At 61.4% G+C, this 25,406-nt stretch carries 25 protein-coding genes; 10 read left to right on the top strand and 15 right to left on the bottom strand.

All coding sequences use genetic code 11. From position 1 onward, the window contains the following. Window positions 1-47 precede the first annotated feature (47 nt). Complete coding sequence (locus CXQ93_RS10530; RefSeq protein ID WP_104110396.1) at window positions 48-2,849, top strand: family 20 glycosylhydrolase; 2,802 nt, start codon at window positions 48-50, stop codon at window positions 2,847-2,849. A gap of 99 nt (window positions 2,850-2,948) precedes the next feature. Here the strand turns inward: CXQ93_RS10530 and CXQ93_RS10525 are convergent, their stop codons facing one another. Next, window positions 2,949-3,350: a hypothetical protein gene (locus CXQ93_RS10525; RefSeq protein WP_104110395.1), complete on the bottom strand. Its 402-nt coding sequence runs from the start codon at window positions 3,348-3,350 to the stop codon at window positions 2,949-2,951. 226 nt (window positions 3,351-3,576) lie between these two features. Here CXQ93_RS10525 and CXQ93_RS10520 point away from each other — a divergent pair, with 226 nt between their 5' ends. Beyond that, on the top strand, window positions 3,577-5,055 hold the full coding sequence (locus tag CXQ93_RS10520; RefSeq protein ID WP_104110394.1) for an MDR family MFS transporter: 1,479 nt from the start codon (window positions 3,577-3,579) through the stop codon (window positions 5,053-5,055). 79 nt (window positions 5,056-5,134) lie between these two features. Here the strand turns inward: CXQ93_RS10520 and CXQ93_RS10515 are convergent, their stop codons facing one another. After that, on the bottom strand, window positions 5,135-6,301 hold the full coding sequence (locus tag CXQ93_RS10515; protein ID WP_104110393.1) for an SGNH/GDSL hydrolase family protein: 1,167 nt from the start codon (window positions 6,299-6,301) through the stop codon (window positions 5,135-5,137). A gap of 108 nt (window positions 6,302-6,409) precedes the next feature. Beyond that, window positions 6,410-7,060 carry a DedA family protein gene (locus CXQ93_RS10510; RefSeq protein WP_104110392.1) on the bottom strand — a complete coding sequence of 217 codons (651 nt, stop codon included), beginning with the start codon at window positions 7,058-7,060 and terminating at the stop codon, window positions 6,410-6,412. Window positions 7,061-7,237: 177 nt separating this feature from the next. On the opposite strand from CXQ93_RS10510, the gene CXQ93_RS10505 reads away from it, so the two are divergent. Then, a complete protein-coding gene (locus tag CXQ93_RS10505; protein ID WP_104110391.1) occupies window positions 7,238-7,888 on the top strand; it encodes a GNAT family N-acetyltransferase in 651 nt (216 codons plus the stop codon). A gap of 71 nt (window positions 7,889-7,959) precedes the next feature. On the opposite strand, the gene CXQ93_RS10500 is transcribed toward CXQ93_RS10505, so the two are convergent. Continuing rightward, entirely contained in the window at window positions 7,960-9,471 is a 1,512-nt protein-coding gene (locus CXQ93_RS10500) for an amino acid permease (protein ID WP_104110390.1), read from the bottom strand. A gap of 461 nt (window positions 9,472-9,932) precedes the next feature. On the opposite strand from CXQ93_RS10500, the gene CXQ93_RS10495 reads away from it, so the two are divergent. Then, a complete protein-coding gene (locus CXQ93_RS10495; RefSeq protein WP_104110389.1) occupies window positions 9,933-10,865 on the top strand; it encodes a patatin-like phospholipase family protein in 933 nt (310 codons plus the stop codon). A gap of 389 nt (window positions 10,866-11,254) precedes the next feature. Here CXQ93_RS10495 and CXQ93_RS10485 read toward each other — a convergent pair whose 3' ends face one another. The 10 genes from CXQ93_RS10485 to CXQ93_RS10440 form a co-directional block, all read right to left on the bottom strand. Beyond that, the gene (locus tag CXQ93_RS10485) at window positions 11,255-11,629 is read right to left on the bottom strand and encodes a PASTA domain-containing protein (protein ID WP_104110387.1); all 375 of its coding nucleotides are present in this window, start codon (window positions 11,627-11,629) and stop codon (window positions 11,255-11,257) included. Window positions 11,630-11,751: 122 nt separating this feature from the next. Then, the gene (locus tag CXQ93_RS10480; protein ID WP_104110386.1) at window positions 11,752-12,798 is read right to left on the bottom strand and encodes a HoxN/HupN/NixA family nickel/cobalt transporter; all 1,047 of its coding nucleotides are present in this window, start codon (window positions 12,796-12,798) and stop codon (window positions 11,752-11,754) included. Beyond that, the gene (locus CXQ93_RS10475) at window positions 12,798-13,661 is read right to left on the bottom strand and encodes an urease accessory protein UreD (RefSeq protein WP_374953401.1); all 864 of its coding nucleotides are present in this window, start codon (window positions 13,659-13,661) and stop codon (window positions 12,798-12,800) included. Before CXQ93_RS10475 ends, CXQ93_RS10480 begins: the two co-directional genes overlap by 1 nt. Window positions 13,662-13,813: 152 nt before the next feature. Beyond that, the gene (ureG, locus tag CXQ93_RS10470) at window positions 13,814-14,431 is read right to left on the bottom strand and encodes an urease accessory protein UreG (protein WP_104110385.1); all 618 of its coding nucleotides are present in this window, start codon (window positions 14,429-14,431) and stop codon (window positions 13,814-13,816) included. Between the two features lie 26 nt (window positions 14,432-14,457). Further along, window positions 14,458-15,144, bottom strand: a complete 687-nt coding sequence (locus tag CXQ93_RS10465; protein ID WP_104110384.1) for an urease accessory protein UreF — start codon at window positions 15,142-15,144, stop codon at window positions 14,458-14,460. A 1-nt stretch (window position 15,145) separates the two neighbouring features. Continuing rightward, window positions 15,146-15,640: an urease accessory protein UreE gene (ureE, locus tag CXQ93_RS10460; protein ID WP_104110383.1), complete on the bottom strand. Its 495-nt coding sequence runs from the start codon at window positions 15,638-15,640 to the stop codon at window positions 15,146-15,148. A gap of 11 nt (window positions 15,641-15,651) precedes the next feature. After that, window positions 15,652-17,364: an urease subunit alpha gene (gene ureC / locus CXQ93_RS10455; protein ID WP_104110382.1), complete on the bottom strand. Its 1,713-nt coding sequence runs from the start codon at window positions 17,362-17,364 to the stop codon at window positions 15,652-15,654. Between the two features lie 2 nt (window positions 17,365-17,366). Beyond that, on the bottom strand, window positions 17,367-17,747 hold the full coding sequence (locus CXQ93_RS10450; protein WP_104110381.1) for an urease subunit beta: 381 nt from the start codon (window positions 17,745-17,747) through the stop codon (window positions 17,367-17,369). Between the two features lie 38 nt (window positions 17,748-17,785). Next, window positions 17,786-18,088, bottom strand: coding sequence for an urease subunit gamma (locus tag CXQ93_RS10445; RefSeq protein ID WP_104110380.1), 303 nt, complete (start codon window positions 18,086-18,088; stop codon window positions 17,786-17,788). Window positions 18,089-18,317: 229 nt separating this feature from the next. Beyond that, window positions 18,318-18,890 (bottom strand): antibiotic biosynthesis monooxygenase, encoded by a 573-nt coding sequence (locus CXQ93_RS10440; protein ID WP_104110379.1) that lies wholly within the window; start codon window positions 18,888-18,890, stop codon window positions 18,318-18,320. A gap of 456 nt (window positions 18,891-19,346) precedes the next feature. Here CXQ93_RS10440 and CXQ93_RS10435 point away from each other — a divergent pair, with 456 nt between their 5' ends. From CXQ93_RS10435 to CXQ93_RS10410, 6 genes are all read left to right on the top strand, one after another. Then, entirely contained in the window at window positions 19,347-19,718 is a 372-nt protein-coding gene (locus tag CXQ93_RS10435; RefSeq protein ID WP_104110378.1) for a VOC family protein, read from the top strand. Between the two features lie 49 nt (window positions 19,719-19,767). Beyond that, complete coding sequence (locus CXQ93_RS10430; RefSeq protein ID WP_104110377.1) at window positions 19,768-20,400, top strand: dihydrofolate reductase family protein; 633 nt, start codon at window positions 19,768-19,770, stop codon at window positions 20,398-20,400. Window positions 20,401-20,463: 63 nt separating this feature from the next. Then, window positions 20,464-20,886, top strand: coding sequence for an alternative ribosome rescue aminoacyl-tRNA hydrolase ArfB (gene arfB / locus CXQ93_RS10425; protein ID WP_104110376.1), 423 nt, complete (start codon window positions 20,464-20,466; stop codon window positions 20,884-20,886). 19 nt (window positions 20,887-20,905) lie between these two features. Next, entirely contained in the window at window positions 20,906-21,577 is a 672-nt protein-coding gene (locus CXQ93_RS10420; RefSeq protein ID WP_104110375.1) for an NTP transferase domain-containing protein, read from the top strand. Window positions 21,578-21,748: 171 nt separating this feature from the next. Beyond that, on the top strand, window positions 21,749-22,816 hold the full coding sequence (locus tag CXQ93_RS10415; RefSeq protein WP_181036123.1) for an alkene reductase: 1,068 nt from the start codon (window positions 21,749-21,751) through the stop codon (window positions 22,814-22,816). A 309-nt stretch (window positions 22,817-23,125) separates the two neighbouring features. Further along, window positions 23,126-24,577, top strand: a complete 1,452-nt coding sequence (locus CXQ93_RS10410; RefSeq protein ID WP_146073210.1) for a reverse transcriptase family protein — start codon at window positions 23,126-23,128, stop codon at window positions 24,575-24,577. 143 nt (window positions 24,578-24,720) lie between these two features. On the opposite strand, the gene CXQ93_RS10405 is transcribed toward CXQ93_RS10410, so the two are convergent. Further along, a complete protein-coding gene (locus tag CXQ93_RS10405) occupies window positions 24,721-25,395 on the bottom strand; it encodes a TetR/AcrR family transcriptional regulator (protein WP_104110372.1) in 675 nt (224 codons plus the stop codon). Window positions 25,396-25,406 lie beyond the last annotated feature (11 nt).

Raw genomic sequence — 25,406 nt, 5'->3', positions numbered from 1 at the left:
TATACGGATGCCTCTTGCGGTCCCAAGAGAAGTAAGCGAGTAATGGATTGAGAGCACTAAGAAGAACGACGACGGCCGGGCTCGCCTGTGCTGCGGCGCTGGGTCTGTTCGCAGCAGTTTTGCCAACAGCCTTCACAGCCCAGGCAGCCCCACCGGCCCAGACCGCACCCATTGTGGTGCCGCCACCGGCTCCCGTGGCCCTGCCAAATAATCTGGCGTTGACGGGGACGGCGACGGCCCACAACGTGGAAACCGCGATCCCTGGCAACGTTGCGGCCAACGCCATCGATGGAAAAGTAGGCACGAGGTGGTCCTCTAACGCCGGAAACGCTGGCTGGTTCCAGGTTGAGCTGGCTACTGCGGGCCCCGTTGACAACGTGAAGATCCAGTGGCCGGCCGGGGCGGCCAGGAACTACACACTGCAGACCTCCGTCGACGGCACCACGTGGACAGACGTCAAGGTCATGACCAGTTCCACCGGCCCCGCGCGCGTGGATGAAATCAAGGTTGGCGCCAGTAACGTCAAGTTCGTCCGTGCCGTGTTGGCCGCCCAGTGGGCCACCTTTGGCTATTCCATATCCGAGTTTGAAATCTATGACAAGGCCGTTCAGGACGTGCCTGCCAATCCGGCGCTGGTGCCCTTGCCATCTGCCGTCGCCCAGACCGCTGACGGCACTTTCCGGCTGACTCCGTCAAGCCGCATTGTGGCCACGGGCGATGCTGTTGCGGCAGCAACATACTTCGCCCAGAAAGCCCGCAAGAGCACGGGCTTTGCCCTTCCCGTGGTGTCCGGGACTCCCATAGCGAATGATATTGCCGTCACTGTTGCCCCGGGATTGTCCGAGGACAAGGCAGAGAGCTACGCTCTCCAGGCTGACGCCGCGGGGGTCCGGGTGGAGGCCAACACGGCTACCGGTGCCTTGAATGGTGTCCAGACCCTCCGCCAGCTGTTTCCACAGTGGATCGAGTCCGATGCAGTGGTCACTACACCGTGGACCGTGGACGGCGTGGTCATCAGCGACTACCCCCGCTATGAGTACCGCGGCATCCAGATCGATGTGGCCCGCTCCTTCTACACCGTTGATGAAATGAAGGAACACATCGACAACGCGGCACAGTTTAAGTTCAACCGCCTACACCTTCACTTAACCGATGACCAGGGCTGGCGCATCGCCATGGACCAGCCGGCAGCGAATCCCTCGGGAATCAAATACACGGACTTGACGGACATCTCCGGCAAGACCGCCATGACCTACAACGATGCTGGCGTCATGCAGGGCACGGAACTGGGCCACACGGGCTTCTACACCAAGGCTGATTACCAAGAGATTGTGAGCTACGCCGGCGAGAACGGCATGGTGGTTGTCCCTGAAATTGACATGCCCGGCCACACCAACGCCGCACTGCACGCCATTCCCCAGCTCAACTCGGCGGGCTCAGCGCCCAAGCCGGCGCCGGGGACCGACACTCCGCCCCACCAAGGATCAGGAAACGTTGGCGGCACCACGTTTGACGCTGACAACGCCGCAACGTACGAGTTCACCAAGGAGGTCCTGACACAGCTGGTGGCCATGACCCCCGGTCCCTACCTGCACATTGGTGGGGACGAGTCCCATGTAACCCCGCATGACAAGTACGTCACCATGGTGGATGCCTTCGTTGACCAGGTTCATGACTTGGATAAGCAGGTCATTGGCTGGAACGAATACTCTTCGGCCAACTTGCCCAAGGATTCCATCGTCCAGTACTGGGCCGGCAACCGGCAAAGTACGGCTACCAAGATCTTGGCGAACAATCTCAAAGCCATCCTCTCCCCGGCCGAGAAGACCTACATCCCGCAGAAGCAGGACAATTCCCAGAGCGCAGGCGGCACGTGGGCCTGCGGCGGACCCTGCACCTTGGAAACTCACTACGACTGGAACCCCGAAAATTACCTACCCGGCGTTATGGATGACCGGATTCTCGGGGTGGAAACCGTGCAGTGGGGCGAATGGATCCGTGGCATGGAACAGACGGAAACATACCAGTACCCTCGTGGCCTCGCCACGGCTGAAGTGGGCTGGTCTGCTCAAAGTGAGCGCAACTACGCAGACTTCACCAAGCGTGCGGGTCAGCTTGGCGGACGCATGGCACTTCAGGACTTGACGCACTTCAAGACCACCGGCGTGAACTGGACAACGGCTCCAGATGCTCCGGCAACAGCGCCTGCGCTGGTGGATCCGGCGCAACTGCCAGCCACATCACCGGTTGACTTGGCAGTTCCCGCCACCGAGTTCGACGGCGGCGAGTACATCACGCTGAAGAACCTGCCGGCCAACGCCTGGCTGCTGCTGGCAGTTCACGACGGCGCCACTGCGGCCTTCTCAGCGACCAGCACCAACGGCTGGGTGCGAAGCAACGCCGCAGGTGAAGCTCCCTTGATTGTCCCCACAGGACTCACCGCTGGCGAGTACGTGGTGAGTGTTCAATTCGCCGATGGTTCCTTGGCTGGTTTCGCCAGCCTGATGATCGCCGTGGAAGCGGCACCGGAAACGTCCGCACCCGTCACCACGCCCCCGGCAACGGTGGCGCCAACCACGGACCCCACGAGTCCGTCGGCAACGACGGCTCCAAGCGACTCGGCCACCACAACAGGACCGGCCGATACAGACCCAGCCACGGACAGCACGAACGGTGCTGCTCCTACGCAAGGAACGGCGTCGTCCGCGACACCGTCTCACGGGACCAATCAGGATGGCTTGGCCAGCACTGGCGCTAAGTCAACGCTCATAATTGGTGGTGCGCTCCTTGCGCTTCTCGCCGGTCTGGTCATTGTGGCCGGATCGAGAAGGCGCTTGAGCAAGCACTAGGTACGAGCACACAGCAGCCGGGCCCCCTTAGCCGAAGGGGGGCCCGGCTGCTGCGCTGCTCAGGTGGGACGTGATCGACGCGCGGTGATAGAAAGGAGCTTAGGGCTTGCGAACGCTCCATGCCCAGGCGATCAACGGCACCTGCAGCGGCAGCCTCACGGCATGGATTCGCTTGGTCTGTGCTGTTCCTTCCGGCCCGAATGCTCGCCGCAACGCGGTGAGGTGGCCGGCGGTGAATCCAACAAACATCAACGTTGTGGCAACGGCTGTGACGTTGCGGGTACGCGGTATCAGCAATCCAACGACTGCCAGCGCCTCCGGGACGGCCGACGCCAGAACCCACTGCTTGCGTGTCATGACGCCGAGCTTTCCACCCTTGTCGCTGCACAATGAAGGCGGAACCACAGGGTAGTAAAACGCAGGATTCTTCACGTGGTTGACGGCGCTAGTGCCTAAGAGTGCCGCCAACGCCCATGTTTTTACGGTGTTTACGTTCATCATGCCTTCCTCAGGTGGTTTTCGAACAACACTAGCTGGTGGACTCAACAATGCCGCTGAAGCGAAACTGGGAAAAGCTGGGAAAAGCTGAGAATCGATGCGAACAGATGGGAATAGATGCCTTTACATTGGCGCTTACCCCAGTGAGCCGATGATTTATGCTGATATCTAGCCTTGAACCATCACGGCACCCTCATCATTTCCGCACCAAAATAGACCAGGACCCACCATGTCACTTTCCACCGCTGAAGCGCCTGATCGGCTCTCAGCCAGGGACCGCACCACCATCGGCGTCCTTCTCGTTTCAGCCTTCGTTGTGATCCTCAACGAAACCATCATGAACGTTGCACTGACCGAACTGATGGAAAAATTCCAGGTATCGGCGTCTGCAATCCAGTGGCTCGCCACGGCATTCATGCTGACCATGGCAGTAGTTATTCCCACCACCGGCTACCTCCTCACCCGCCTGCCCATCCGCACCGTCTTCATGGTGGCCATGGGGCTGTTCTCGGCGGGAACACTCCTCGCTGGATTAGCTCCCGGTTTTGAGGTGTTGCTGGTGGCGCGCGTCATCCAAGCATCGGGAACCGCTATCATGATGCCGCTTCTCATGACCACCATTTTGGATCTGGTACCTTCGCACCGCAGGGGCGCCATCATGGGCAACGTCTCCATCGTGATCTCGGTAGCGCCGGCCATCGGGCCCACGCTGTCCGGACTGATTTTGCATTCGCTATCCTGGCGCTTCATCTTCTTGCTGGTGCTGCCCGTAGCGGTGCTAGCCCTGATCCTGGGTTCACGGCTCCTGCCAACAGGTGGGGAACGGAGCCACTCAAAGCTCTCGGTAACCTCACTGCTGATCTCCATTCCCGCCTTCGGTGGTCTGGTCTACGGCTTGAGTGGCATTGGATCGCCCGACGCCGGCACTCACCTGATTGCCCTCGTGGCACTTGGCGTATCGCTCGTCTCGCTGGCTGCGTTCGTGATCCTGCAGCTGCGACTCCAGCGCACAGACAGCGCTCTTTTGGACATGCGTCCCTTCCTATTGCGCCAGTTCACACTCGCCCTAGCCTTGATGGTCATGGCGATGTTGGCCCTGTTCGGCGTTATCATCCTCCTTCCCATGTACCTCCAAAACGTTCGTGGCTTGGATGTACTCACCACCGGATTGGTGATGCTCCCTGGCGGCATACTGATGGGTGTGCTGGCTCCTTGGGTGGGCAAATTGTTCGACAAGGTGGGCGCTCGCCCGCTGCTCATGCCCGGTGGTCTGCTGCTGTCTGCCGTCCTGTTCGGCTACACCCAGCTGAACGAGACCACTCCCCTCGCCATGATCATCGGCATGCACCTGGTCATGTCGGTTGCACTGGCTTTCATCTTCACGCCCGCCTTCACTGCCGGACTGAACCCGCTGCCGCATTCACTGCATTCGCACGGATCAGCACTGCTGTCCACGCTCCAACAGTTGGGTGGAGCGGCCGGTACAGCGCTGCTGGTGGGCGTCATGTCTGCGGGAACGTTGGCGGCTGCAGCAGCTGGCGAGGATCCGATCACTGCACAGACTACCGGATTCAGCCATGGATTCATGGTGGCCGGCTGTGTGGCCTTGGGCATCGTGGTCATTGCCGCTTTCATGGGCAAGTCCAGCTCCGATTTGTCCCTGGAGCCAGCGTCCTCTACTGCAAAGGCTACAAGCTCAATGCACTAGTGCTTGAGCTGTAATCTTGAACTTTGAGCCCGGCCCGCTGCCTTCTTTATAGGTGGCGGGCCGGGCTTTTTTGTTGGTGTTAGCGCGCCTTCAGCGGAGCGCCAGGACCGAACGCCAGGCGTGCAAAGCGCTCGCCCATGAGGCGGTGTGTATCGCTGTCCGGATGGAGCGCATCTGAAAGAGGATGCGTTTGGGCGTCGCTCTCACCATAGAGTGCCAGTCCGTCGAGGAAATGCAAATTTGGATCACTTTCCGCGCGTGAGTGGACTATCCGTTCCAATTCCTTCCGAATGATCCGCAAGGTGAGCTTTCCGGCAGCTGTCTCGAGCGGGTCCCCTGTGGCGATGAAACGCATATTTCCTTCGGCAAGGGCGGCCATGTCGAAAGCCCCGGGGCCAGGAGTGTCCTCGTGAATTCCACAGAAGATGGGCGAGACCACGAGCAAAGGCGTCTCCGGATGCCCGTCGCGGAGCGTGTCAAGGAACCCGTGAACGGCCGGTCCGAAAGCGCGCAACCGCATCAGATCAAGGTTGACGATGTTGATTCCCATCTTGATACTGATGGCGTCGGCTGGGGTGTCACGCATGGTGCGTGCAGTGAAAGGATCCAATAGGGCGCTGCCACCAAAACCGAGATTTGTCAGTTCCATGTCACCTAAGCGGGCAGCAATAGCTGGCCAAATCGCCGTCGGACGCGTGGCATTGGAGCCGTGACTGATGGAGCTGCCGTGGTGCAGCCATTGGGGGCGAACGCTGGGCGGCTGCGGTTGAAGGGGTGCATCACTGCGAAGTTCCGAGAGCTCAGTGACCTCATTGTGGGGAAGCCAGAGCTCAATACTTTTTAGTCCCGCTGGCAGCTTCGTGAAGCTACTGGTACAGCTGGGGCCCTGTTCTCGTGAAGGGGTCCCGGTGGCCATGTCGATGGTTGTCAGAATGCCGCCGTTGGTGACCGACTCTTCGAAGACGGAGCCGTCCACGATGATTTCAATGACGCCATCGGGCCGAGCAGGGGTTCCCGCATAACTGGTGCGCGAGCGTAGGGTGTCTAGCTCGATCACGGTAGCGGTGCTCTGGAAGACGATGCGCACTCCGGAGGGCTGCTGCTCGACCATGAGGAGCTGTGGATCCCCGTTGGCCTGGGCGCGTGCGCTGGCCGGTAGGCGATGGACAATGGTGCCCGTAGCCGTGCTCTCCAGTTCCAGGGCGCCGCGGATAAAGCTGGCCGGGATGGGATGGGTGGTGATCATGTGGCTCCAGAGCGTCTGCGGTTCGCTGGGTCGGGGGTGCGCTGCAGCTTCCATCCTTACATGCGAGGCAGCCCGGGGTGCCTCCCTCGATTCTTCTTCGGGAAAGGTCTATGGCAGATTAGCTGCTGCCAGGCTCCTGACTGGTTCTGGTTCTGGTGCTTGTTTCGCTGGGACGCGACGGGTGCGGATGACCCGGAGTGTCTTATCCAGCACGATTCCTAGCAGACCAGCAACAACCATGGCTCCGACCAGACCCAGCAGCGGGTGTTCACGCAGCCAGGATCCTGCCAGCGCCCCAATTGCTACGGAGTAGACAGCCCATAGTGTTGCGGAGAGGGCCGACACCGCCACGAACCTCCCTCGCTTGTAGCGCGTAGCCCCGGCGGTGAGATTGACGGCAACCCTGGCCACGGGCAGGAACCGTGCCACTAAGATCATGGAAATGGGTCGCTGTTCCAGCTCTGTCCCAGCCTTGGACAAGGCCCGTTGCATCATGGGACGGCGCAGCCAGGCAAAGCGAGTTGTCCCCACGTGACGCCCGATCAGGTACGCGATATTGTCCCCAAGGAATGCGCCAATGGCAGCCGTGAGAACCAAGAGTGACAGCGCTGACCACCCGTGAGTTGCAGCGAGGGCCGCTACTCCAACCACCAGCGTCTCACTGGGAATGGGAGGGAAGAAGCCGTCCAGAAGACAAAAGATCACAACTATCACGTAGGCCCACGGCTGAGCTGCCGCCTCCATCAAAAAGTCAGTCATGACTACACGCTGCCGTCGGCTTCAATGCGGGGATATCCATGGCTTCAACGCTACGGTTACCGGCGGTGCGCCACCATGGGGATATCCCCCTACTTACCCCTGAGGTAACCCGCAGTGCTCGAGGACTCCGGAAGCCACAGATCAAGCTCCACGCGTGCGGAATGGTTAGACTTTGGGATGATCAGTCTCACCGAGCAATGGCCGCCCTTCGGACTACGTCTGGAAACTCCACGATTGATCTTGCAGCCCATTCAGGATGAGCACATATCCGCCGCCGTGCAGGCCGCCAAGAGTGGTATTCACCCCGTTGAGTTGATGCCCTTTTCGCATCCGTGGACGGAAGCGCCGGCCGATGAATTCCCCGCTAACACAGCACGTCATATCTGGCGAACCAGAGCGGAAGCGAACAAGAAAAAGTGGTCCCTTCAGCTAGGTGTCTGGCACGGCAATGACTTTATTGGCTGCCAGGACCTAGGAGCTGCTGACTTTGAAACCCTCAAAACAGTCACTACCGGATCGTGGCTGCGACAAAGTGCTCAAGGTCAAGGATTTGGCAAGGAAATGCGTGCTGCTGTTTTGAGCTATGCCTTCGATTGGCTCAACGCAGAGATCGCCGAATCAGAGGCCGCCGTCTGGAATGGCCCATCCCTGGGAGTATCGAAGTCCCTAGGGTATGAGCTGAATGGCGTGTTCCGCCAAGCCTGGAAACCTGGGGAGGTCACAGAGGTCCAGTATTTGCGTCTCACCCCTGACACCTTCAACCGACCCGATTGGGTGCTGAGAGTCGTGGGAAGCCCTGAAACGGCAGCGCATCTGGGTATCACCTGAGGTGAGTTTGGCGCTATAGGTGGCTCGCGCCGCCGTCGTACTCGGAAACGACGGCGCAGGCCAAGATCGCGCTAGACGGTGCTCTCCTCGAGATCCTTGGGGCCGGAAAGGTCCATCTCCAGAAGTGGCACAACTTTGGATTTGCGCACAAAGCGGTGAATGAGCCAGAGGCCCAGGAAGATGGGGATGCCAATGTAGGAGGAGAGGACTTCCGCTCCCCGGCCGGCGAGAATGGCCTCGTAATTCTGCCCGGCGATGACCACGATGAGTACCGTGAACGCCAGAATGGGCCCGATGGGGAAGAACGAGGCTCGGTACGGCAGATCGCTCACCTTGTTCCCTTGAGCAATGAAACCGCGGCGGAAGCGGTAGTGCGAGACCGCGATGCCAGCCCAGACAATAAATCCGCTCAGTCCCGAGACGTTGAGCAGCCACGAGTATGCGGCACCTTGGCCCACGATTGCGCTGAGGAAACCAAAGAGTCCGACGGCGGCCGTGGCCAGTAGGGCTGCCATGGGCACACCGCGGGAGTTGGTGCGGCCGAAGATTTTTGGGGCCTTGCCGTCGTGCGCCATGGCGTAGAGCATGCGCGTTGAGGCGTAGAGCCCGGAGTTGCCGGCCGAGAGAATGGCCGTCAAAATTACGGCGTTCATCAGGGCTGCGGCGAAGGCGATGCCCGCCCGTTCGAAGACCAAGGTGAAGGGTGAGGCGGCAATGTCTGCCTCGCCGGATGCCAGCAGGCTTGGGTCGGTAAACGGGATCAGGCAGCCGATGACGAAGATGGCGCCAACATAGAAAATCATGATGCGCCAGAATACCGAACGAATGGCGCGTGGAACCTCGCGCCGAGGGTTCTTAGCTTCGCCTGCCGCCACGCCCACGAGTTCGGTGCCTTGGAAGGAGAATCCGGCGATCATGAAGACGGAGATGATGGATACCCAGCCACCGTGGAAGACGTCTTCACCGTTTTGCCAATTCGACATCCCAGAGTGCCCGTCACCCAGGATGCCAAAGATCATCAGGACTCCGGCGATGAGGAACAGGATCACTGCAACCACCTTGATCAAGGACAGCCAGAACTCGCTTTCCCCGAACGCCTTGGATGAAAGGGCGTTCACTCCGGTCAACAGCACCAGGAATGCCCCGGCCCAGACCCAGCCAGGAACGCCCGGAAACCAGAAGTCCATGATGATGCCAGCGGCAACTAACTCCGCGGCCACGGTAATGGCCCAGTTGAACCAGTAATTCCAGCCAACGGCAAAACCGAAGGATGGTGAAACAAAACGGGTGGCATACGTCTGGAATGAACCCGCCACAGGAATCTTGGCGGACATTTCGCCCAAGGACTGCATCAACAAAAAGACCATCAAGCCCACCAGAATGTAGGCGAGCAGGGCTCCGCCGGGACCGGCCTGTGCAATGGTGCCACCGGAGGCCACGAAGAGACCGGTGCCAATAGCGCCACCAATTGCAATCATCTGCAGGTGACGGCTATTGAGCCCCCGCTTGAGTTCGTTCTCAGGCAGGCCCGCGTTCTTGGGCGTCTTTGGTGCTAACTCAGGTTCTGCAGAAACATGGCTCATAGGTGGACTGTGACTCCTGGCTGATTGCCCTTATGGGACCCCGGAATGCCTGTAGGGGTCCGTGGTGTGCGGCCGTCGTTGATGCGACAACACTCCATTATGTCCGGGATTCGCAACAAAGCAGGAATTAGTGGTCTGCGTCACCCCATTCTCCCGAACTACTGGACGCTCACGGCTGTTTAGTGCTGCGGGGCTGGGTTGCTGCCTGGATGCCGACGTTACTGCCATGGCACCGCGGCCCCGGAGCAACGACGGATTCCGGCTCCCGCCTGCGTGCCGGGACAGGCTGTTGCACAGCACGTTGGTCGCGTGATAATTTCTCGGTAATTGTGATCATTCGGCAGGAGGTGGGACCCATGCACGCAGTATCCATAGTGGCGCTCCCCTGCAGTCCACGAAGTCGCGGCTGAGCTAGCCGCCACCGGGAGCGCCCGTCACGCATTTTGCGAAGGGCAATTTCCATGGACACAACATCTTTTACAACGAGAAACTTCAACCCGCGGGTGGCCCCGGAACAGCAGGCCCTGGTCTTAGGCGGGGGCGGCTCGGCTGGCAACGCCTGGTTGATTGGCGTCATCGCTGGCCTGTTCGAGGCCGGTGTGGATACAACCACTGCCGATCTGATGATTGGCACCTCAGGCGGTTCTACGGCAGCCGCCCAGATTGCCTGTGCTGACCCCAGCCAACTTTTGGCCGACATCCTTTCCTCAGTGCCCAAACAGCGTCCTCCTCAGGCTGGAGTTCGTGGCGGGAGCGGCCGCCAGGGAACAGTTGGCGACTCTATGCGCAGGACGGGAGAAATCATCGCAGCCGCCAAGAACCCCGCGGACATGCGACGCCGCATGGGCGCGGCAGCGCTCGATCTAGCTGAAGATTCGGGTGAGCTGGGCCCACAGCGGTGGCGCGAAACTGTCGCCGCCCGGCTGCCCAGCCTGAACTGGCCGGAAAAGCGGCTGCTCATCACTGCGGTGGATGCCCATAACGGAGAACCGACTGTACTTGACCGAGCAAGCGGGATCGAGTTGGTGGACGCCGTCGCCGCCAGTTGTGCCAATGGCCTGGCCTACAGCATTGGCGATGGCGCATTCATCGACGGTGGCTACCGGCGGTCCAGCGAGAACGCCGATCTGGCAGCCGGTTACGGGCGGGTGCTGGTCTTGTCGCCGCTTGGAGGCAGGACACGGCACCCCTTGGAGTGGGGCATGCAACTGGAGGTGCAAGTCGCCGAGCTCAGGGCTTCCGGCAGCGCCGTCGAAGTCATTCTGCCGGACAGCAACTCCCTGGCAGCGTTTGGCGCGAACATGATGGACCAGTCAACCCGTCCCGCCGCAGCGCGTGCCGGCTACAACCAGGGTAGGACCATCGCCGGAGATCTCACTGGTTTCTGGCGCTGAATCGCTGCAGACAGGCGATCATGCGCAGCTCAGGCCGTGGTGTAGGCGAACGAAACCGGGCTGGTTCCGGCGGTGCCGTGAGGAACGCGATGGCCCGGATCAGTTCCGCGACGCTATCCCGGAAAATGCCCGCGGGGGTCACGGCCTCGACCAAGTCAGAAGTCTGGAGCGGACTTGGGGTGGTGGCGTGCACGAATTGCGCACGATGGGTCCGGATCTCCGGATAGTCGGGCTTTTCGGCAAGCTGCCCAAAACGCCCATACTTTAAACTGCTGGGATCATTCCGCATTGTCGCCTTCCTCCGAAAAGGCACAAAAAACCACCGGCTCGCTGCGGCAGCTTTCACTGTGGCTTCCGCGGCGGGGCCGGTGGTCTAGTAAGACAACAGCCTACTTGGCTGACTCAGTCTGCTTTGCGTAGTCGTCCTGGGTCACGGTAAGGGTGACGTTGACGTAGGACGCACTGGACATGGTGCCGGCGGCCGGATCCGTCGACTTCACGGTGACGTCGGCCCAGGGGTTACCCGTGGTCCACTCGACTCCCGTTTCGTCGACCAGTTTGGCGAAGAAGTCCTCGCCGACCAGCGCATTGTAGGCCTCGCTGTAGGTCATACCCGCAACATCGGGGACTGCACGCTCTTCCTGGGCCGCTGCAGCCGTGCTGCTGGGGGTTTCGCTCGGGGATGCGCCGGGACCGCCGGTGCCACAAGCCGCCAGTCCTGCAACGAGCACTAGAGCAACGGAAAACTGAATAAATTTCTTCATCGGCCTAACTTCATCGTCAAATTAAGGGCGGACTACAAGCACCGCCAGGGATCTTTGCAACCATCAACCCTAGCGTCATGACGTGAGCAACATTGTGCGGCGGCCGGTTTTTATGCGGCACATCACACTGCCGGCCCTCCCTTGTCCCGATGCCAGCCCATAGCCGCAATTCCCCATACGGCCAGGAACAGTCCCACCAACAGCAAGCCGGCATGGCCCAGATCCAGGTTGGCGAGCCACGTGGAGACAGGATCCTTCAGGCCTAGCGTGTCATGCATGATGGCCGCGATGGTTAGCGCAGAGATGAACAATGCTGACGTTGCCGACAGGCCGGTAACCACCATGTTGAAGCCGATCCGGCGGGTCGGGTTCATGACTGCGGAGCGGTACATCTTCATCATGGCCATGCCATTGGCCGTGTCACACAGCGTCATTGCGGCAGTGAAGGCGAACGGCAATGCCATCAGCGCGGCAATGGATATGCCAGCCAGGGCTGCGGAAGCCGTCAGCAGGAGGAACGCAATTGTGGAGGCAGTGTCAAAGCCGAGCCCAAACAAGAAGCCCAGCACGTAAATATCGCGCGGTCGCTTCACCTTGGACAGCGGCTTGTCCATCAGCCGGGCGACCATACCCGTCGGCGCCAGCTCGTCATCGTCCACCGTTCCACCACCGCGCACATGCCGGAACAACACGTTGGTCTTCAGGAATGCCGAACCGTTGAACAAGCCAATCGCCAGCAGGAACAACGCCGAGACGCTGGCACCAAAAACTGCCAGCGTCATGTTCGCCGCCGATCCCTCCTGCAGTACCGCCCCCATGATGCCGGCCCCGGTCACCACCAGGACACCCGCCAACAGCACCACAGAGCTGTGGCCCATGCTGAACGCAAAGCCGACGCTGACAGGGGACCGGCCCTGAGCCGCGAACTTCCGGCTGGAGTTATCGATCGCGGCAATGTGGTCCCAGTCGTAGCTGTGCTTCACACCTGCCAAATAGGCCGTCATCACTAGACCGATGGCCAGCGGATGCACGTCGTTCATCAACGAAAAAACCACCAGTCCCACAGCTATGACGTGCAGCAGGGCTACCGCCAGGAACGTGACACCCATCCGTCGGGCGACCGGAAGCTGTTCGCGTTCCAGATATCCAAGGCGGGCAACGGCAGTCATTAGTATTTCCTTAAGTTCAGGGGTTTCTGGGAGTACCACCGCCCGCGGAGCAGGTCCACGGTGGCAGCAATCATCTCATTCAAGGTTTCTGTCGAGTTGGACAGTGCACGCACGGCAAGGCCGGGGCCGTCCAGCAGTGTGATCCCGAGTTGGCCGGCGGGGTCCAAGGGCGCCATCAAGGTGTGGAGTTCATCCACGAGGGCCTGGTCCACACGGGCATCAACCACAATCAGCGAACCCAAATGCGTGTATTCGCGCATGAAGGCGCTGCTGTCCACAGGCGAGCCGGAACCGGGCCGGATTAACAAGTTGTCAAGGACAGTCAACCGGCCGCCAATGGAGATCTCGTTGCGCAGGCGTACCTCGTCATACCGGAACAGCTCGCCGTTGGGCGACCAGCCGGGTGTCACCACCTCGGCCATGACCAGTGAGGCCGTTGAGTCCATCTCCACCTGCGTCACCTGACCATAGCTGGCCTCACGGTACGCAATCAACGGATCCGGCAACAGTTCCAGCCGAGCACCGGCTCCGAGCGACAGGTGCATGTGCTGCTCCGCCCGGTCATTCGGTGTGCGGTAAATCTTCGTGGCCGACTGCGTGGTCAGCAGCAGCTCAGCCCCGTCAGCCACCGCCACCTCAATGAGGTACTTGTCCCCGCCTAGGTATGCCCCGCCGGGGTTGATCACCACATAGCAAACCTGCCCGGAGTCGTCCAGGTAATGCGGGCGCAGGATTCGCAGCGCACCATCGTGGAACTGCTTGAGCGCGATGGATCGTCCGGCCCGCCGGTCAATGTCTAAGGACAGCGTTCCCGCCCACGCGGAAGGTGTGCCAAGCCGCCCCACGGCGCGGTTCGTGTGGATCTGTGCGGTTCCCTGGGTGGCGGATCCGGTGTTCCTGGAGCTCGCGTCAAGGAGGCCGGGGCCGCCCGCGGCCGATTGGCCGGGAAGCGACCGAGGGAATGCCGGTCCGCCGCCCGCGGCCGCGTCGGCAGCGCCACCAGCAACGGCTGTGGTCACCGGGCTTCCAGGTCAAGCATGAGCACGTCGCGCTTGAGCCAGTTGATGATGTGTTCCAGGCCGTCGTCGGTCTTCAGGTTCGTGAAGCAGTACGGCTTGTGGCCGCGGAACTCCAGGGTGTCGGCCTCCATGACGGACAGGTCCGCACCCACATACGGGGCCAGATCGGTCTTGTTGATGATGAATAAGTCCGCCTTGATCATCCCCTGCCCGGCCTTGCGCGGGATCTTCTCCCCTTGCGCCACATCGATGATGTAGATCGAGAAATCCACCAGCTCGGGGCTGAAGGTGGCCGAGAGGTTGTCCCCGCCGGATTCAATGTAAATCACCTGTAGGTCCGGGTGCCGCGCCTCCAACTCCTCCACCGCGGCCGAGTTCATCGAGGTGTCCTCGCGGATTGCCGTGTGGGGGCAGCCTCCGGTTTCAATGCCGATGATCCGATCCAGCGGCAACACGCCGTTCGCGGCCAGGATCTTCGCATCCTCGATCGTGTAAATGTCGTTCGTGATCGCGGCGCTGGATATCTGCCCGTCCAGGGCACGCGTGAGCCGCTCCACGAGCTGAGTCTTGCCGGCGCCAACCGGGCCACCAATACCAATCTTGATCGGTTTCATGGGTTTCTCCTTCTAAAATTTGTGGGTCATGACATGAACATGCGGGCGCGCTGGCGCTCGTGCTGCATTTGGGCGATTTCCAGGCCCGGTGCTGTGACGCCGAAGTCCTCGCGTCCCAGCGTTTGAATACGTACGACGCCGTCCCGCACCTCCCGGTGTGCAGCGACAAGGACACGTTGGCCGGCATTTTGACCGAGCGGAATGCCGCGGATCGCGTTCTGCGTCAGCGAGGTGACGGTGGAAAACAGGTACGTGGTCAGCAGTTCCTCAAGCGGCACGCCAAGGTTTTTCCCGGCGATGGCGAACGCCAATGCCGGGTGCCCCGCGCACTCCCCCGCGCCGACCGCCGCCGCATAATCCTCAAGTTCCGTGCAAGGGAAGATGGAGCCAGCGATGTGGAGCATGCGTGCACCCATTTTCACCCCTGCTTCCCGGATTTCCCGGGGCAGGGCCGCAGCGTGCAGTTCCCGGTCCACGCGGAACAGTTGCGCCTGGGTTTCGCCGTCGTAGACGAAGCGGATGGCGAGCCCGTCGGAGTGGACGAGCTGAATGCGAATGAACTGGGTGAGCCAGTTCGCGAAGCTGTCCTCGTCGTGCACAATCCCCTCGTGCAGGTGGCTTTCCATGCCAAGAGAGTGGCTGAATGCCCCGGTGGGCAGCGCCGAATCGCTGAGCTGCAGCAGCGGCAACAGGTAACTCGGTGCGGGCGCCATCTTAGTGCGTGTGTTCTGCGTGGCGGAAGGGAACAGGCATGATGCGTTCCTGCCGCGAATACGGCACGCCCACGTGTTTGAGATAGTCCTCCACCGTGTGGTCGTAGGCCAACACCATGACCTGGGCCTGATATTCGCTGTCCTCACCGAAGAACTGCGCCTGCATGTGCCGGTTGCCCAGGTTGTGTGCCACGACGCCCATCTCCTTGACGGATTCTGGGGCGATCACCAGAACGTCACTGTGTTCCACAGATATGACGATGGCGTCCATATCATCCATATAGAGGACGTCGCCGTCGCGGAGGTCGGCCACGGTGTCTCCGGCGAGGCGGATGCCCAGCTCGCGTCCGTGGTCTGTAGTGACGCGCTGGATGCGCTTGACCAGCAGGGCCGAGGGCAATACGACCCGTTCCTCATGCAGCCTTTGCAAAACGGCGGGGTTGAACGATTCTGTTGCGGGGTCAAACTTGTTGCCAAGTATGGTGTTAATAATCAATGGTTCTCCTGTTAGAAGAGGAAGTAGCGTTGTGCCATGGGCAGCACGCTGGAGGGTTCGGCCGTGACCACTTCGCCGTCAACACGAACCTCGTAGGTTTCCGGGTCCACCTGAATGTCTGGTGTTTCGCCGTTGAGCTTCATGTCTGCCTTGGTCAGGTGGCGGATGCCGTGGCAGGGACGCACCTGGTGTGCCAGTCCCAGCTGGGCAGGGACCCCTGCATCGATGGCGGCCTGGGACATGAACGTGATGGAGGAGGAGTGCACAGCTCGGCCCAGGGAGGCGAAGTTGTGCCTGAAGGTGCGTGGCTGCGGGGTGGGGATGGAACCGTTGGGGTCCCCCATGACGGACATGACCATTTGGCCTCCCTTGATCACCATCTCCGGCTTCACACCAAAGAACGCAGGTTCCCAGATGACGAGGTCGGCAAACTTGCCTTCCTCAACACTGCCCACATACTCGGAAATGCCGTGGGCGATGGCCGGGTTGATCGTGTATTTCGCAACAAACCGCTTAAGCCTCGCATTATCGCCCAACTCGGGGTCGTCGTCGTACTTCCCCCGCTGGCGCTTCATGGCATCGGCAACTTGCCAGGTGCGCAGGACCACTTCGCCGACCCGGCCCATGGCCTGGGAATCGGAGGAGGTGATGGAGAAGATGCCCATGTCGTGCAGGACGTCCTCGGCGGCAATGGTTTCCTTGCGGATGCGGGAGTCGGCGAAGGCCACGTCCTCGGGGATGTCCGGGTTGAGGTGGTGGCAGACCATGAGCATGTCCAGGTGCTCGTCGATGGTGTTGACGGTGAACGGCAGTGTGGGGTTGGTGGACGCTGGCAGGACGTTGGGCAGGCCGGCGATCTTGATGATGTCCGGGGCGTGGCCCCCGCCGGCGCCCTCGGTGTGAAAGGTGTGAATGACGCGGCCGGCGATGGCCTTGATGGTGTCCTCGACGAAACCGAACTCGTTGAGTGTGTCGGAGTGGATGGCAACCTGAACATCGAACTCGTCGGCAACCTGCAGCGACATGTCGATGGAAGAGTGCGTGGCACCCCAGTCCTCGTGGACCTTGAGCCCGATGACACCGGCGCGCACCTGTTCCGCGAGTGGTTCGCGGGCGCTGGCGTGGCCCTTGCCGAGCAAGCCGATGTTGATGGGCAGGTTGTCCACGGCCTGGAGCATCTTGCCGATGTGCCAGGCACCGGGTGTGACGGTGGTGGCCTTGCTGGCTTCGGAAGGGCCGGTGCCGCCGCCGATGAGCGTGGTGACGCCGCTGGCGAGGGCGACAGGGATCTGGTCGGGGCTGACAAAGTGCACGTGCGTGTCGATGCCGCCGGCAGTCATGATCTTGCCTTCGCCGGCAATGATGTCCGTGGCCACGCCGATGGTGATGTTCACTCCGTCGGAGATGTCCGGGTTGCCGGCCTTGCCGATCTTGAAGATGTGTCCGTCGCGGAGGGCGACGTCTGCCTTGTAGATGCCGGTCCAGTCCAGGACGATGATGTTCGTGATGACGGTGTCGGGGATGTCCTCGTCGCGGGTGCGCTGGCCGTTTTGGCCCATGCCGTCACGGATGACCTTGCCGCCACCGTAGACGACTTCCTCGCCGTAGGTGGTGTGGTCGTGCTCGATCTCGAGAAACAATTCGGTGTCGGCGAGGCGGATCGCGTCGCCGGTGGTGGGGCCGTAAAGGTCGGAATACTGCTTGCGGCTCAGTTCAAAGCTCATTGTTAGTCCTTTTCGGCTACTTTTGTTGCCGTGTCAGCGGCGGTGGACTGCCCGGCACCCGGGCGAGCATCGACGCCGTCGAGCTTTCCATTGACCTGGTCACGGAAGCCGAAGGCCTGCCGCGTGCCGGCCAGCTCGATCAGGTTTACGGTCTTGGCATCGCCGGGTTCAAAACGGACGGCGGTACCTGCCGGGATGTCTAGACGGCGGCCATAGGCGGCTTCACGGTCGAATTCCAGAGCATCGTTAACTTCGCCGAAGTGGTAATGCGAGCCGACTTGGATGGGCCGGTCACCGCGGTTGATGATTTGAAGCGAAATGGCGCCCTTGCCGGCATTGCAGGTCACCGGCTCCGAACGCAAAATGTATTCCCCAGGTTTCATGGGAGTCACTCCTTTTGGCGCCTCTGCGGGCCCTGGCTCTAGCGGATGGGGTTGTGCACGGTGACGAGCTTAGTGCCGTCGGGAAAGGTGGCCTCGACCTGAACGTCCTTGATCATGTCCGCCACTCCGTCCATGACATCTTCCCGGGTGAGGATGGTGCTGCCCCAGCTCATGAGATCGGCGACTGTGCGGCCGTCCCTGGCCCCTTCGATCAGCTCATAGGTGAGGATAGCGACGGATTCTGGATGGTTGAGTTTCAAATTCCGGGACTGCCTGCGACGGGCCAAGTCTGCGGCGACAACTATCATGAGCTTTTCGCTCTCACGGGGCGTCAAATGCATGTATTCCTCCTCAAGGAACTAACGGATCTAATTCTCCACCCGTTATCTGCAACCGGCGAGAGACTACGCCGGGAGGTCCGTGGAATATTGCTAGGTTAGCATGGCCTTTTGTCGGGGCATAACTCGCGGAATCTTGCGGAAATTGGGGCGGCTCCCAGGGTTTGCACGGGCCGCAGCGGCCGCATGGACCGGCCTGCCCGCTTGCCTAGGCGAGTTACGCCGTCGTACCTCAGCGGCGAGCTTTACGCGGCGCCTGCAACCAAGGCCGCAAGAAGCGCGTGCTCAGCGGCAGCATGTAGTAGGTCATGATCGGCGTCAGGATGCCCACATTCAGCAGGACCGCCAGCACCAGCGGCCAGTCGGCGGTCACTGGGCGCAAAAGGATATTGGCCAGAAGGCTCATGGGGAAGAACGGAAGGAAAATGCTTACGGCCTGCTTCCACCGGGGCGGCACCACTGTTTCCGGAACGGTAATGGAGACATCCCCGGGCTGGTCAAACCACCCCTCGATGCCTGTGCGATGCTCGACTCGGGTGATCTCCATGAGTCCACCGCTGCTATCAATCCACCACTTGCGTTCATGTGAGTCGTCCCAGGCTCGGAGTGTTTCCGCGTCGGAAAAACGGTACATGACGTGCCATTCATTGGAGTTCAGGTTGTTGCGAACCCAGCCCGATCCGAGGTACCCCGGCCACTCTCTGGCAAGCTCCTGCCCGGCCAATGCCCAGGCAGCGAATTGGCGGTGATAGCCGTGCTGGACGGTTCGGGCAATGGACACGGTAACTGGCTGAGAAGAGGGCACCGAATTAGTGTAGTGGCATAACGCAAGCCCTATCCACTATGTGGACCTAACGGCGAAAGCTCACGTAAGAAGTGGTGTGCTGGAGTGAACGGCACGCCGTAGTGACTTTCGGGTTAATCAGGTGCTTCTGGTGGCCCTAGTGGCGTGGTTTTTCGTAGCTGCCATGGGTAGCGATGAGCCCCATGATGACTGTGACAACAACAATGAATCCGATGGCAATGGCCAGTCCCCACATGTTCACGACGGTCAACTCCTTGAGTTCGGCGGCACGGAGGCCAGACGGCGAACGGGCGACGGAGGAAAATTGTGTTCGCCTACTCCCATCATGCACCCGCGGACAGGATGAAAACAGGGCCCCGGTGCACATGGCCCAGTGCAGGACTGAGCTTTTCATGGCGGTGGGGAGGGAGCGCGGCTATCATCGAAAGAAATTCCTTCCAGCAGCGGAGCCTTCCCATGCAACTCGGCGCGTTTTCGGTCAGTCTCGCAGTCAAAGACATCAAAGCCTCGGTGGCCTTTTATGAAAAGCTCGGATTCACCCCTCATGTGGGCGATCTGTCCCAAAATTGGCAAGTCATGAAAAACGGGGATGCGGTAATTGGGCTGTTCCAAGGCATGTTTGAGAAGAACTCGCTCACCTTCAACCCGGGCTGGAACCAAGACGCTCAGGCTGTTGCCCCGTTCACTGACGTGCGTGAGATCCAGCAGCAGCTGAAGGAAACGGGCGTGGAGTTTCTGGCCGAGGCGGACCTCGATACCACCGGAGCCGCCAGCTTCGTGGTGGTAGACCCGGACGGAAACCCGGTGATCGTGGACCAGCACGTATAAGGCGCCAGCCCAAGAGCAATCACTGACAACCATCCCCCAAAGGAACGCTATGAAACTTTCGTTAACGCAATTCGTGAGCCTAGACGGCGTATCGCAGGGCCCGGGTTCGCCGGATGAGGACACCAGCGGTGGCTTTACGCGCGGAGGTTGGTTTGTCCCGCACATGGATCAGGACTTCATTGACCAGGCGTCCACGTGGCTAGAGCTCGCCGACGCCTTGCTGCTGGGACAGCGCACCTACACTGCTTTCGCACGTGACTGGCCGCTCATCACCGATCCGAATGATCCCTTCACAACGCGCATGAACAGCCTGCCCAAATACGTCGCTTCCAACACGCTGACACGGGGATCGTGGAATCCCACCACCGTCTTATCCGGTGACATTGGCGCCCAAGTTCGGGAGCTCAAGTCCACGCCTGGCGGTGAAATTCAAATTCACGGCAGCTCCACCCTCGCCCAGTCGCTCTTCGCGGCTGGGCTGATCGACGAACTCCGACTTGTGGTGGCACCGGTGGTAGTGGGCAGCGGCCGCCGTCTCTTCCCCGACGGCGCCACACCTGCCGGGCTTCAGTTGCTCGAGAGCCGCACCACTCCTGGCGGCCTGGCGCTGCACAGTTATCGGCTCACAGGGTCTCCCGGCTATGCCACGTATACGGGCGTGGGGGACGTTCCCTTTTCCTGAAGGACGACTTTCCTGAAGCACGACGGCGGCACGCACCTTTGCTTCCCGTGCGAGACTTGGGACATGGATTTGACGGTTTCCCCGGTACTCACCATTCCTGCCAGTGAACTCAGCTGGCGGTTTTCCCGCTCCTCAGGGCCCGGCGGTCAGCACGTGAATACCTCCGACAGTCGGGCGGAACTGCTGTGGAACTTAGCCGAATCGTCTGTCCTCACGCAAGAACAACGTGAGCTCTTACTGGAGCGGTTCAGTAAGCGGCTGGTGAATGGTGTGATCACCGTGGCGGCGCATGAACAACGCTCGCAGTTGCGCAACCGTGAGATTGCGCTGGAGAAATTGGGTGCGCTCGTGGCAGCGGCACTGCTCCCGGACACGGCACCCCGCAAGAACACCAAGCCCAGCCGGGGATCCAAACGCAGGCATCAGGCGGCCAAGCAGCAGCGTTCTGCAACGAAACAGCTGCGGCAGCGCCCGCACTCGGACTGACGCCAGCTAGGGTTGAGCCATGACACGGACAGTGGCGGTGCTGCTGGCAGCAGGGGCCGGGACGCGGTTGGGGCTAGGGCCCAAAGCGCTGCTACCTTTTCGCGGCACCACACTTGTTGCCCATGCCGCAACTGAACTACTGCGCGGTGGCTGCTCCGAGGTGTTCGTGGTGGTTGGTGCCGGCGCCGCTCAGGTAGGGGCCACTCCCCTGCCCCCAGGGTGCCGGATTGTTGAGAACCCCCGCTGGGAAGAAGGCATGAGTACCTCCTTTGCCGCAGGGATTGCCGCGGCCGGTGAGGGCGTTGGTGAAAGCCCTGGCGAAGGAACAGGTGGTGGCCGCGTGCTCGTGGCGCTGGTGGACCAGCCAGGCATGAACTTTGGGCTCATTGAGATTCTGCTCGCTCTGCACAGGCCTGGGCGAATCACTGCTGCCGGGTACCGCTCCCCCTTCGGCGTGGAGACTGCCGGAATGGCAGGCCCGGGCACGTTGCGGCGTGGGAATCCGGTGGTGTTCCCCGCCGACCATGCCTCGGCAGCTGCTGCCTTGGCCGAGGGTGATTCCGGTGCCCGCAGCTATCTCGCCGCCCATCCGGAGCTCATTGACCTGGTCGATTTCAGCCCCTACACAGACGGTGCCGACATCGACACCCCAGCGGACCTCCACCTGTTGGAGCAGCAGGTGCCAGACTGACCACGGCTCACCAGGTCCCCGGCTAATCCGGTCCATGACTCGGGAGCTGCAGGGCCCATGTGTGTCATCGAAGATGTGACATCAAAGACGGGAACCGGCTCTAGGGAATACCGCCCCAACTCTCTAGGTTGTGCCGGATGTTGTCCATCAACCGAACTTCAGGAGATGTCCTTGAACTTGTTTTCCCCCGTCACCCTCGGCAACTTAGAACTTCCCAACCGCGTGGTCATGGCCCCGCTCACGCGCTCCCGATCCGGCCTGGACGGCGTGCCCGGGGACCTGGTGGTTGAGTACTACCGCCAGCGCGCGTCAATGGGGCTGTTGACCAGCGAGGGTGTTTACCCCAGCTTTGCCGGCCAGGCATTCGTGCGTCAGCCGGGCCTGGTCACCGATGAGCAGATTGCTGGCTGGAAGCGAGTCACCGACGCCGTGCATGCAGACGGCGGGCGCATCATCGCCCAGGTCATGCACTCGGGCCGCGTTACCCACCCGGACACCAACGGCGGGCGCCAAGTAGTGGCCCCCAGTGCCATCGCGATCGACGGCGTGACTCGCACCTATGAGGGCAAGGCGCCTTACCCGGTCCCCCACGCACTGGAAGAAGGCGAACTGGCTGGCATTGTCGGCGAATTTGTCCAGGGTTCCATCAATGCCATTGCTGCCGGATTCGACGGCGTGGAACTCCACGGTGCCAATGGGTACCTGCTTCATGAATTCCTGTCCCCTGCATCAAACCAGCGCACTGACGGATACGGCGGCAGCCCCGCGAACCGTGCGCGTTTTGTCATCGAAACCGTGCAGGCCGTGGCCCAGGCCGTTGGCGCCGACAAGACCTGGCTGCGCATTTCACCCGAGCACAACATCCAAGGGGCATTGGAAACTGACGCAGCCGAAACGCTAGCCACTTATTCGGCATTGGTAGATGGCATCTCCACGCTGGGCATGGCTGGACTGAGCATTTTGCACAAGGATCCCTCAGGAAACTTAGTACAGACGCTGCGCACCCGTTTTGGTGGACCCGTGCTGTTGAACACCGGATTTGAGTCTGTCACCACGCTCGCCGACGCCCAGTCCCTGACCGAGTGGGCAGACGCCGTAGTGGTGGGCCGCCCTGCCATTGCCAACCCGGATCTGGTCCGCCGCTGGGCCGAGAACCTGCCCCTCAACGAACCAGACTTCGCCACGTTCTACACCGAAGGCGCGGCCGGCTACACCGACTACCCCTTCTGGGCGAACTAGCCGCTCACTAGCCCGCTGCTGGGCCACTGGCACTCAGGGCACCAGCGCTGAGGCATCGCGGAACATTAGAAGGCCGGTACCCGACTGGGTGCCGGCCTTCGAGCGCATTGTGGGAACCGTCGTTTAGCATGGGAAGCATGCGATGGTTTCTTTGATGAGGCGGGAAGCGTCCCTTGGCGCGCATCCCTCCCCGGGGCTACCCCGGGGTATGCAGTATTGCCTGATCCATGCACCGCGGGTGCGGCGCAGCGCTCCGCGCAGCTCAGCACCCGCACAGACAGCCAAGTCATCAAAGAAGCCATCGCAGCCATGACTACTTCTAGCCCAGCGCCCGGGCCTCCCCTGCCCGTGGAGCCAGCCGTGACTCCAGCGGTAACCAGAGCCGCGGCCACCCTTCAACGCACTCCCCGCCCGTCAAGCTCTGCGATCGCGCAAACCTTGGCGCAGGCCTTCTTGGCTTCCCCGCAGTGGACCAAAGCGGAACTCGTTGCTGCAGGTGCCCATGTTCTGGGAGCACGACGGCGTTGGCTGGGACCGCTGGCTGCCCAAGTCGTGCGGGGGTACCCACGTCCGCCGCTCGATGCTCCACGGGAACTGGCCGCCATGATCGCCAGCTGTGACTCTTTCCTAGAGGCAGTAGCCAAGGCCGCCCTAGAGGCAGTAGCCAAGGCCGCCCAGCAACGCAAGCCCATCCTCATCGCCAACTATGTGTTGGCCCCTTCGGTGGCCCGGGATAATAGGCACGCGGGCGTCCCCCAGATCGGCACGCTGGGCGAGTTGGCCGAAAGGCTGAAGCTGAGCGGTGGAGAACTGGAATGGTTCGCAGATCCCAAGCACTGGAATCGAACGGCTGTCCGCAAACTCCAGCATTACCGCTATGAGTGGCGTTCGCGTCCGGGCAGGCTGCCTCGGCTGCTGGAGATACCGGCACCTAGGCTTCGTGCCCTCCAACGAACCGTGCTGCGGGAGCTGCTCTACCCACTTGAGCTCCATGACGCGGCGCACGGATTTGTACCGGGCCGCAGTGCCGTCACAGGCGCTGCGCACCATACGGGTCGGGACGTGGTGTTGAACCTAGATCTAGTGACCTTCTTTGCCAAGGTTACGGCTGGACGGGTGTACGGCACACTGCGGCAGGCCGGCTACACCGAAGCCGTTTCCCACCGTCTGGTTGGCATCGCCACCCATGTGGTTCCGCCCCGGGTGCTCGCCCAAATGCCTTCCGGTGGGGACCCGAACCAGCGGTTCGCGCTGCGCCAATCACTCTCCGTGCCGCATCTTCCGCAGGGTGCGCCCACCTCGCCGACGCTGGCGAATCTCTCGCTGCGCCGGCTCGATTCGCGACTTGCGGGCCTGGCGGAGAAGTTCGACGGCGGCTACACCCGGTATGCCGACGACCTCGCTTTTAGCGGTGGCCAGGACTTGGCACAGCATGCCGATGCGTTCTTGCGTGCGGCAACCTTGATCATCGAAGACCAAGAGCACAGCGTGAACCAACAAAAGACTCGAGTGCGCCAGTCTGGGGTCCGGCAAATGGTGACCTCGGTGGTGGTCAATGAACGAACCAATGTTCCACGCCCGGACTTTGATCGACTCAAGGCCATCATCCACAATTGCCGCATGCATGGACCCCAGTCGCAAAACCGGGAAGCTCACAGCGATTTCCGTGCGCATTTGCTGGGCCGCATCTCTTGGGTTGCGGTGCTCAATCCTGCCCGCGGCGCCAAACTCCTCGAGGATTTCCACCGCATCCAATGGTGAGACAAGACGGCAGTTGCGTGCCGCCGTCGTTCCATAGCACCGGGCATCTCCCGCCACTGCCCAGCCGCACCAGCGTGTGGCCGTAACGATTCTTACGCTCCTTGCTATCCTCGTGCAGGCCGCGCGACGGTCCATGAGCGTCGCTATGCGGAGGCTCTCAGGGGCTCGAGGGCGGCCAAGGCGAGGTCTAGACCGAAGATGAACTCCTCCGCCGGGTCGTATCCTGCAGCGACGAGCGCCGCGGCGGACTCGTTGAGGTAGGGGAACTCGTCGGGAGGAAGCTGGGGCAGGTAGACGTCCTCGGCCATGTCCGCGAGTTCATCGGCGGTGTCGAAAGGGAGGGTGGCTTCCTGCATGGCGTAACCGTACACAAGGCTGTCGAGCAACCAGTTGGCATGCGTTGCCAGCAAGACCGAGAAGCCAGCCCTCCGCAGGCAGGCCGTGACCGCTTCGTGATGGCGGAGGTTCGCGGGCCCTGGCGATGTCCGCGAGTCCATCAGGCCGATCGCCCACGGGTGGCGTGCAAGAACCTGTCGGGCGGATACCGCCCGCCGCCGCATCGCCGACTGCCAATCGGCGTCTTCGGGCGGGAGCTCAATCTCCTCGAAGACGATGTCGATCATGGCGTCCAGCAACTCCTCCTTGCTCGCCACATAGTGGTAGAGCGACATTGCGCCCGCGCCGAGCACGCTAGCCAGCCGACGCATGCTCAGCTTGTCGACTCCCTCGCTGTCGGCGAGCCGGACCGCCTCGAGCACCACTCGCCGCTTGCTCAGCCCCGCGTCTGATGCTTCCTGGCGTTGTTCTGTTGCAGGCATGGGTCTCATTC

It is taken from the genome of Arthrobacter sp. N199823 (genome assembly GCF_002929705.1).
In the GTDB taxonomy this organism is placed as follows: Bacteria; Actinomycetota; Actinomycetes; order Actinomycetales; family Micrococcaceae; genus Specibacter.
This window is presented reverse-complemented; position numbering and strand designations above follow the sequence as displayed.

What these genes read in the sequence shown, in the direction of transcription:
- CXQ93_RS10495 (WP_104110389.1), top strand. Translation starts at nt 9,933, where the DNA reads ATGGACACAACATCTTTTACAACGAGAAACTTCAACCCGCGGGTGGCC.
- ureG (WP_104110385.1), bottom strand. Translation starts at nt 14,431, where the DNA reads ATGAAACCGATCAAGATTGGTATTGGTGGCCCGGTTGGCGCCGGCAAG.
- CXQ93_RS10430 (WP_104110377.1), top strand. Translation starts at nt 19,768, where the DNA reads ATGAAACTTTCGTTAACGCAATTCGTGAGCCTAGACGGCGTATCGCAG.
- CXQ93_RS10505 (WP_104110391.1), top strand. Translation starts at nt 7,238, where the DNA reads ATGATCAGTCTCACCGAGCAATGGCCGCCCTTCGGACTACGTCTGGAA.
- CXQ93_RS10465 (WP_104110384.1), bottom strand. Translation starts at nt 15,144, where the DNA reads ATGGCGCCCGCACCGAGTTACCTGTTGCCGCTGCTGCAGCTCAGCGAT.
- CXQ93_RS10515 (WP_104110393.1), bottom strand. Translation starts at nt 6,301, where the DNA reads ATGATCACCACCCATCCCATCCCGGCCAGCTTTATCCGCGGCGCCCTG.
- CXQ93_RS10450 (WP_104110381.1), bottom strand. Translation starts at nt 17,747, where the DNA reads ATGAAACCTGGGGAATACATTTTGCGTTCGGAGCCGGTGACCTGCAAT.
- CXQ93_RS10405 (WP_104110372.1), bottom strand. Translation starts at nt 25,395, where the DNA reads ATGCCTGCAACAGAACAACGCCAGGAAGCATCAGACGCGGGGCTGAGC.
- arfB (WP_104110376.1), top strand. Translation starts at nt 20,464, where the DNA reads ATGGATTTGACGGTTTCCCCGGTACTCACCATTCCTGCCAGTGAACTC.
- CXQ93_RS10510 (WP_104110392.1), bottom strand. Translation starts at nt 7,060, where the DNA reads ATGACTGACTTTTTGATGGAGGCGGCAGCTCAGCCGTGGGCCTACGTG.
- CXQ93_RS10420 (WP_104110375.1), top strand. Translation starts at nt 20,906, where the DNA reads ATGACACGGACAGTGGCGGTGCTGCTGGCAGCAGGGGCCGGGACGCGG.
- CXQ93_RS10435 (WP_104110378.1), top strand. Translation starts at nt 19,347, where the DNA reads ATGCAACTCGGCGCGTTTTCGGTCAGTCTCGCAGTCAAAGACATCAAA.
- CXQ93_RS10410 (WP_146073210.1), top strand. Translation starts at nt 23,126, where the DNA reads ATGACTACTTCTAGCCCAGCGCCCGGGCCTCCCCTGCCCGTGGAGCCA.
- ureC (WP_104110382.1), bottom strand. Translation starts at nt 17,364, where the DNA reads ATGAGCTTTGAACTGAGCCGCAAGCAGTATTCCGACCTTTACGGCCCC.
- CXQ93_RS10480 (WP_104110386.1), bottom strand. Translation starts at nt 12,798, where the DNA reads ATGACTGCCGTTGCCCGCCTTGGATATCTGGAACGCGAACAGCTTCCG.
- CXQ93_RS10520 (WP_104110394.1), top strand. Translation starts at nt 3,577, where the DNA reads ATGTCACTTTCCACCGCTGAAGCGCCTGATCGGCTCTCAGCCAGGGAC.
- CXQ93_RS10500 (WP_104110390.1), bottom strand. Translation starts at nt 9,471, where the DNA reads ATGAGCCATGTTTCTGCAGAACCTGAGTTAGCACCAAAGACGCCCAAG.
- CXQ93_RS10445 (WP_104110380.1), bottom strand. Translation starts at nt 18,088, where the DNA reads ATGCATTTGACGCCCCGTGAGAGCGAAAAGCTCATGATAGTTGTCGCC.
- CXQ93_RS10525 (WP_104110395.1), bottom strand. Translation starts at nt 3,350, where the DNA reads ATGATGAACGTAAACACCGTAAAAACATGGGCGTTGGCGGCACTCTTA.
- CXQ93_RS10485 (WP_104110387.1), bottom strand. Translation starts at nt 11,629, where the DNA reads ATGAAGAAATTTATTCAGTTTTCCGTTGCTCTAGTGCTCGTTGCAGGA.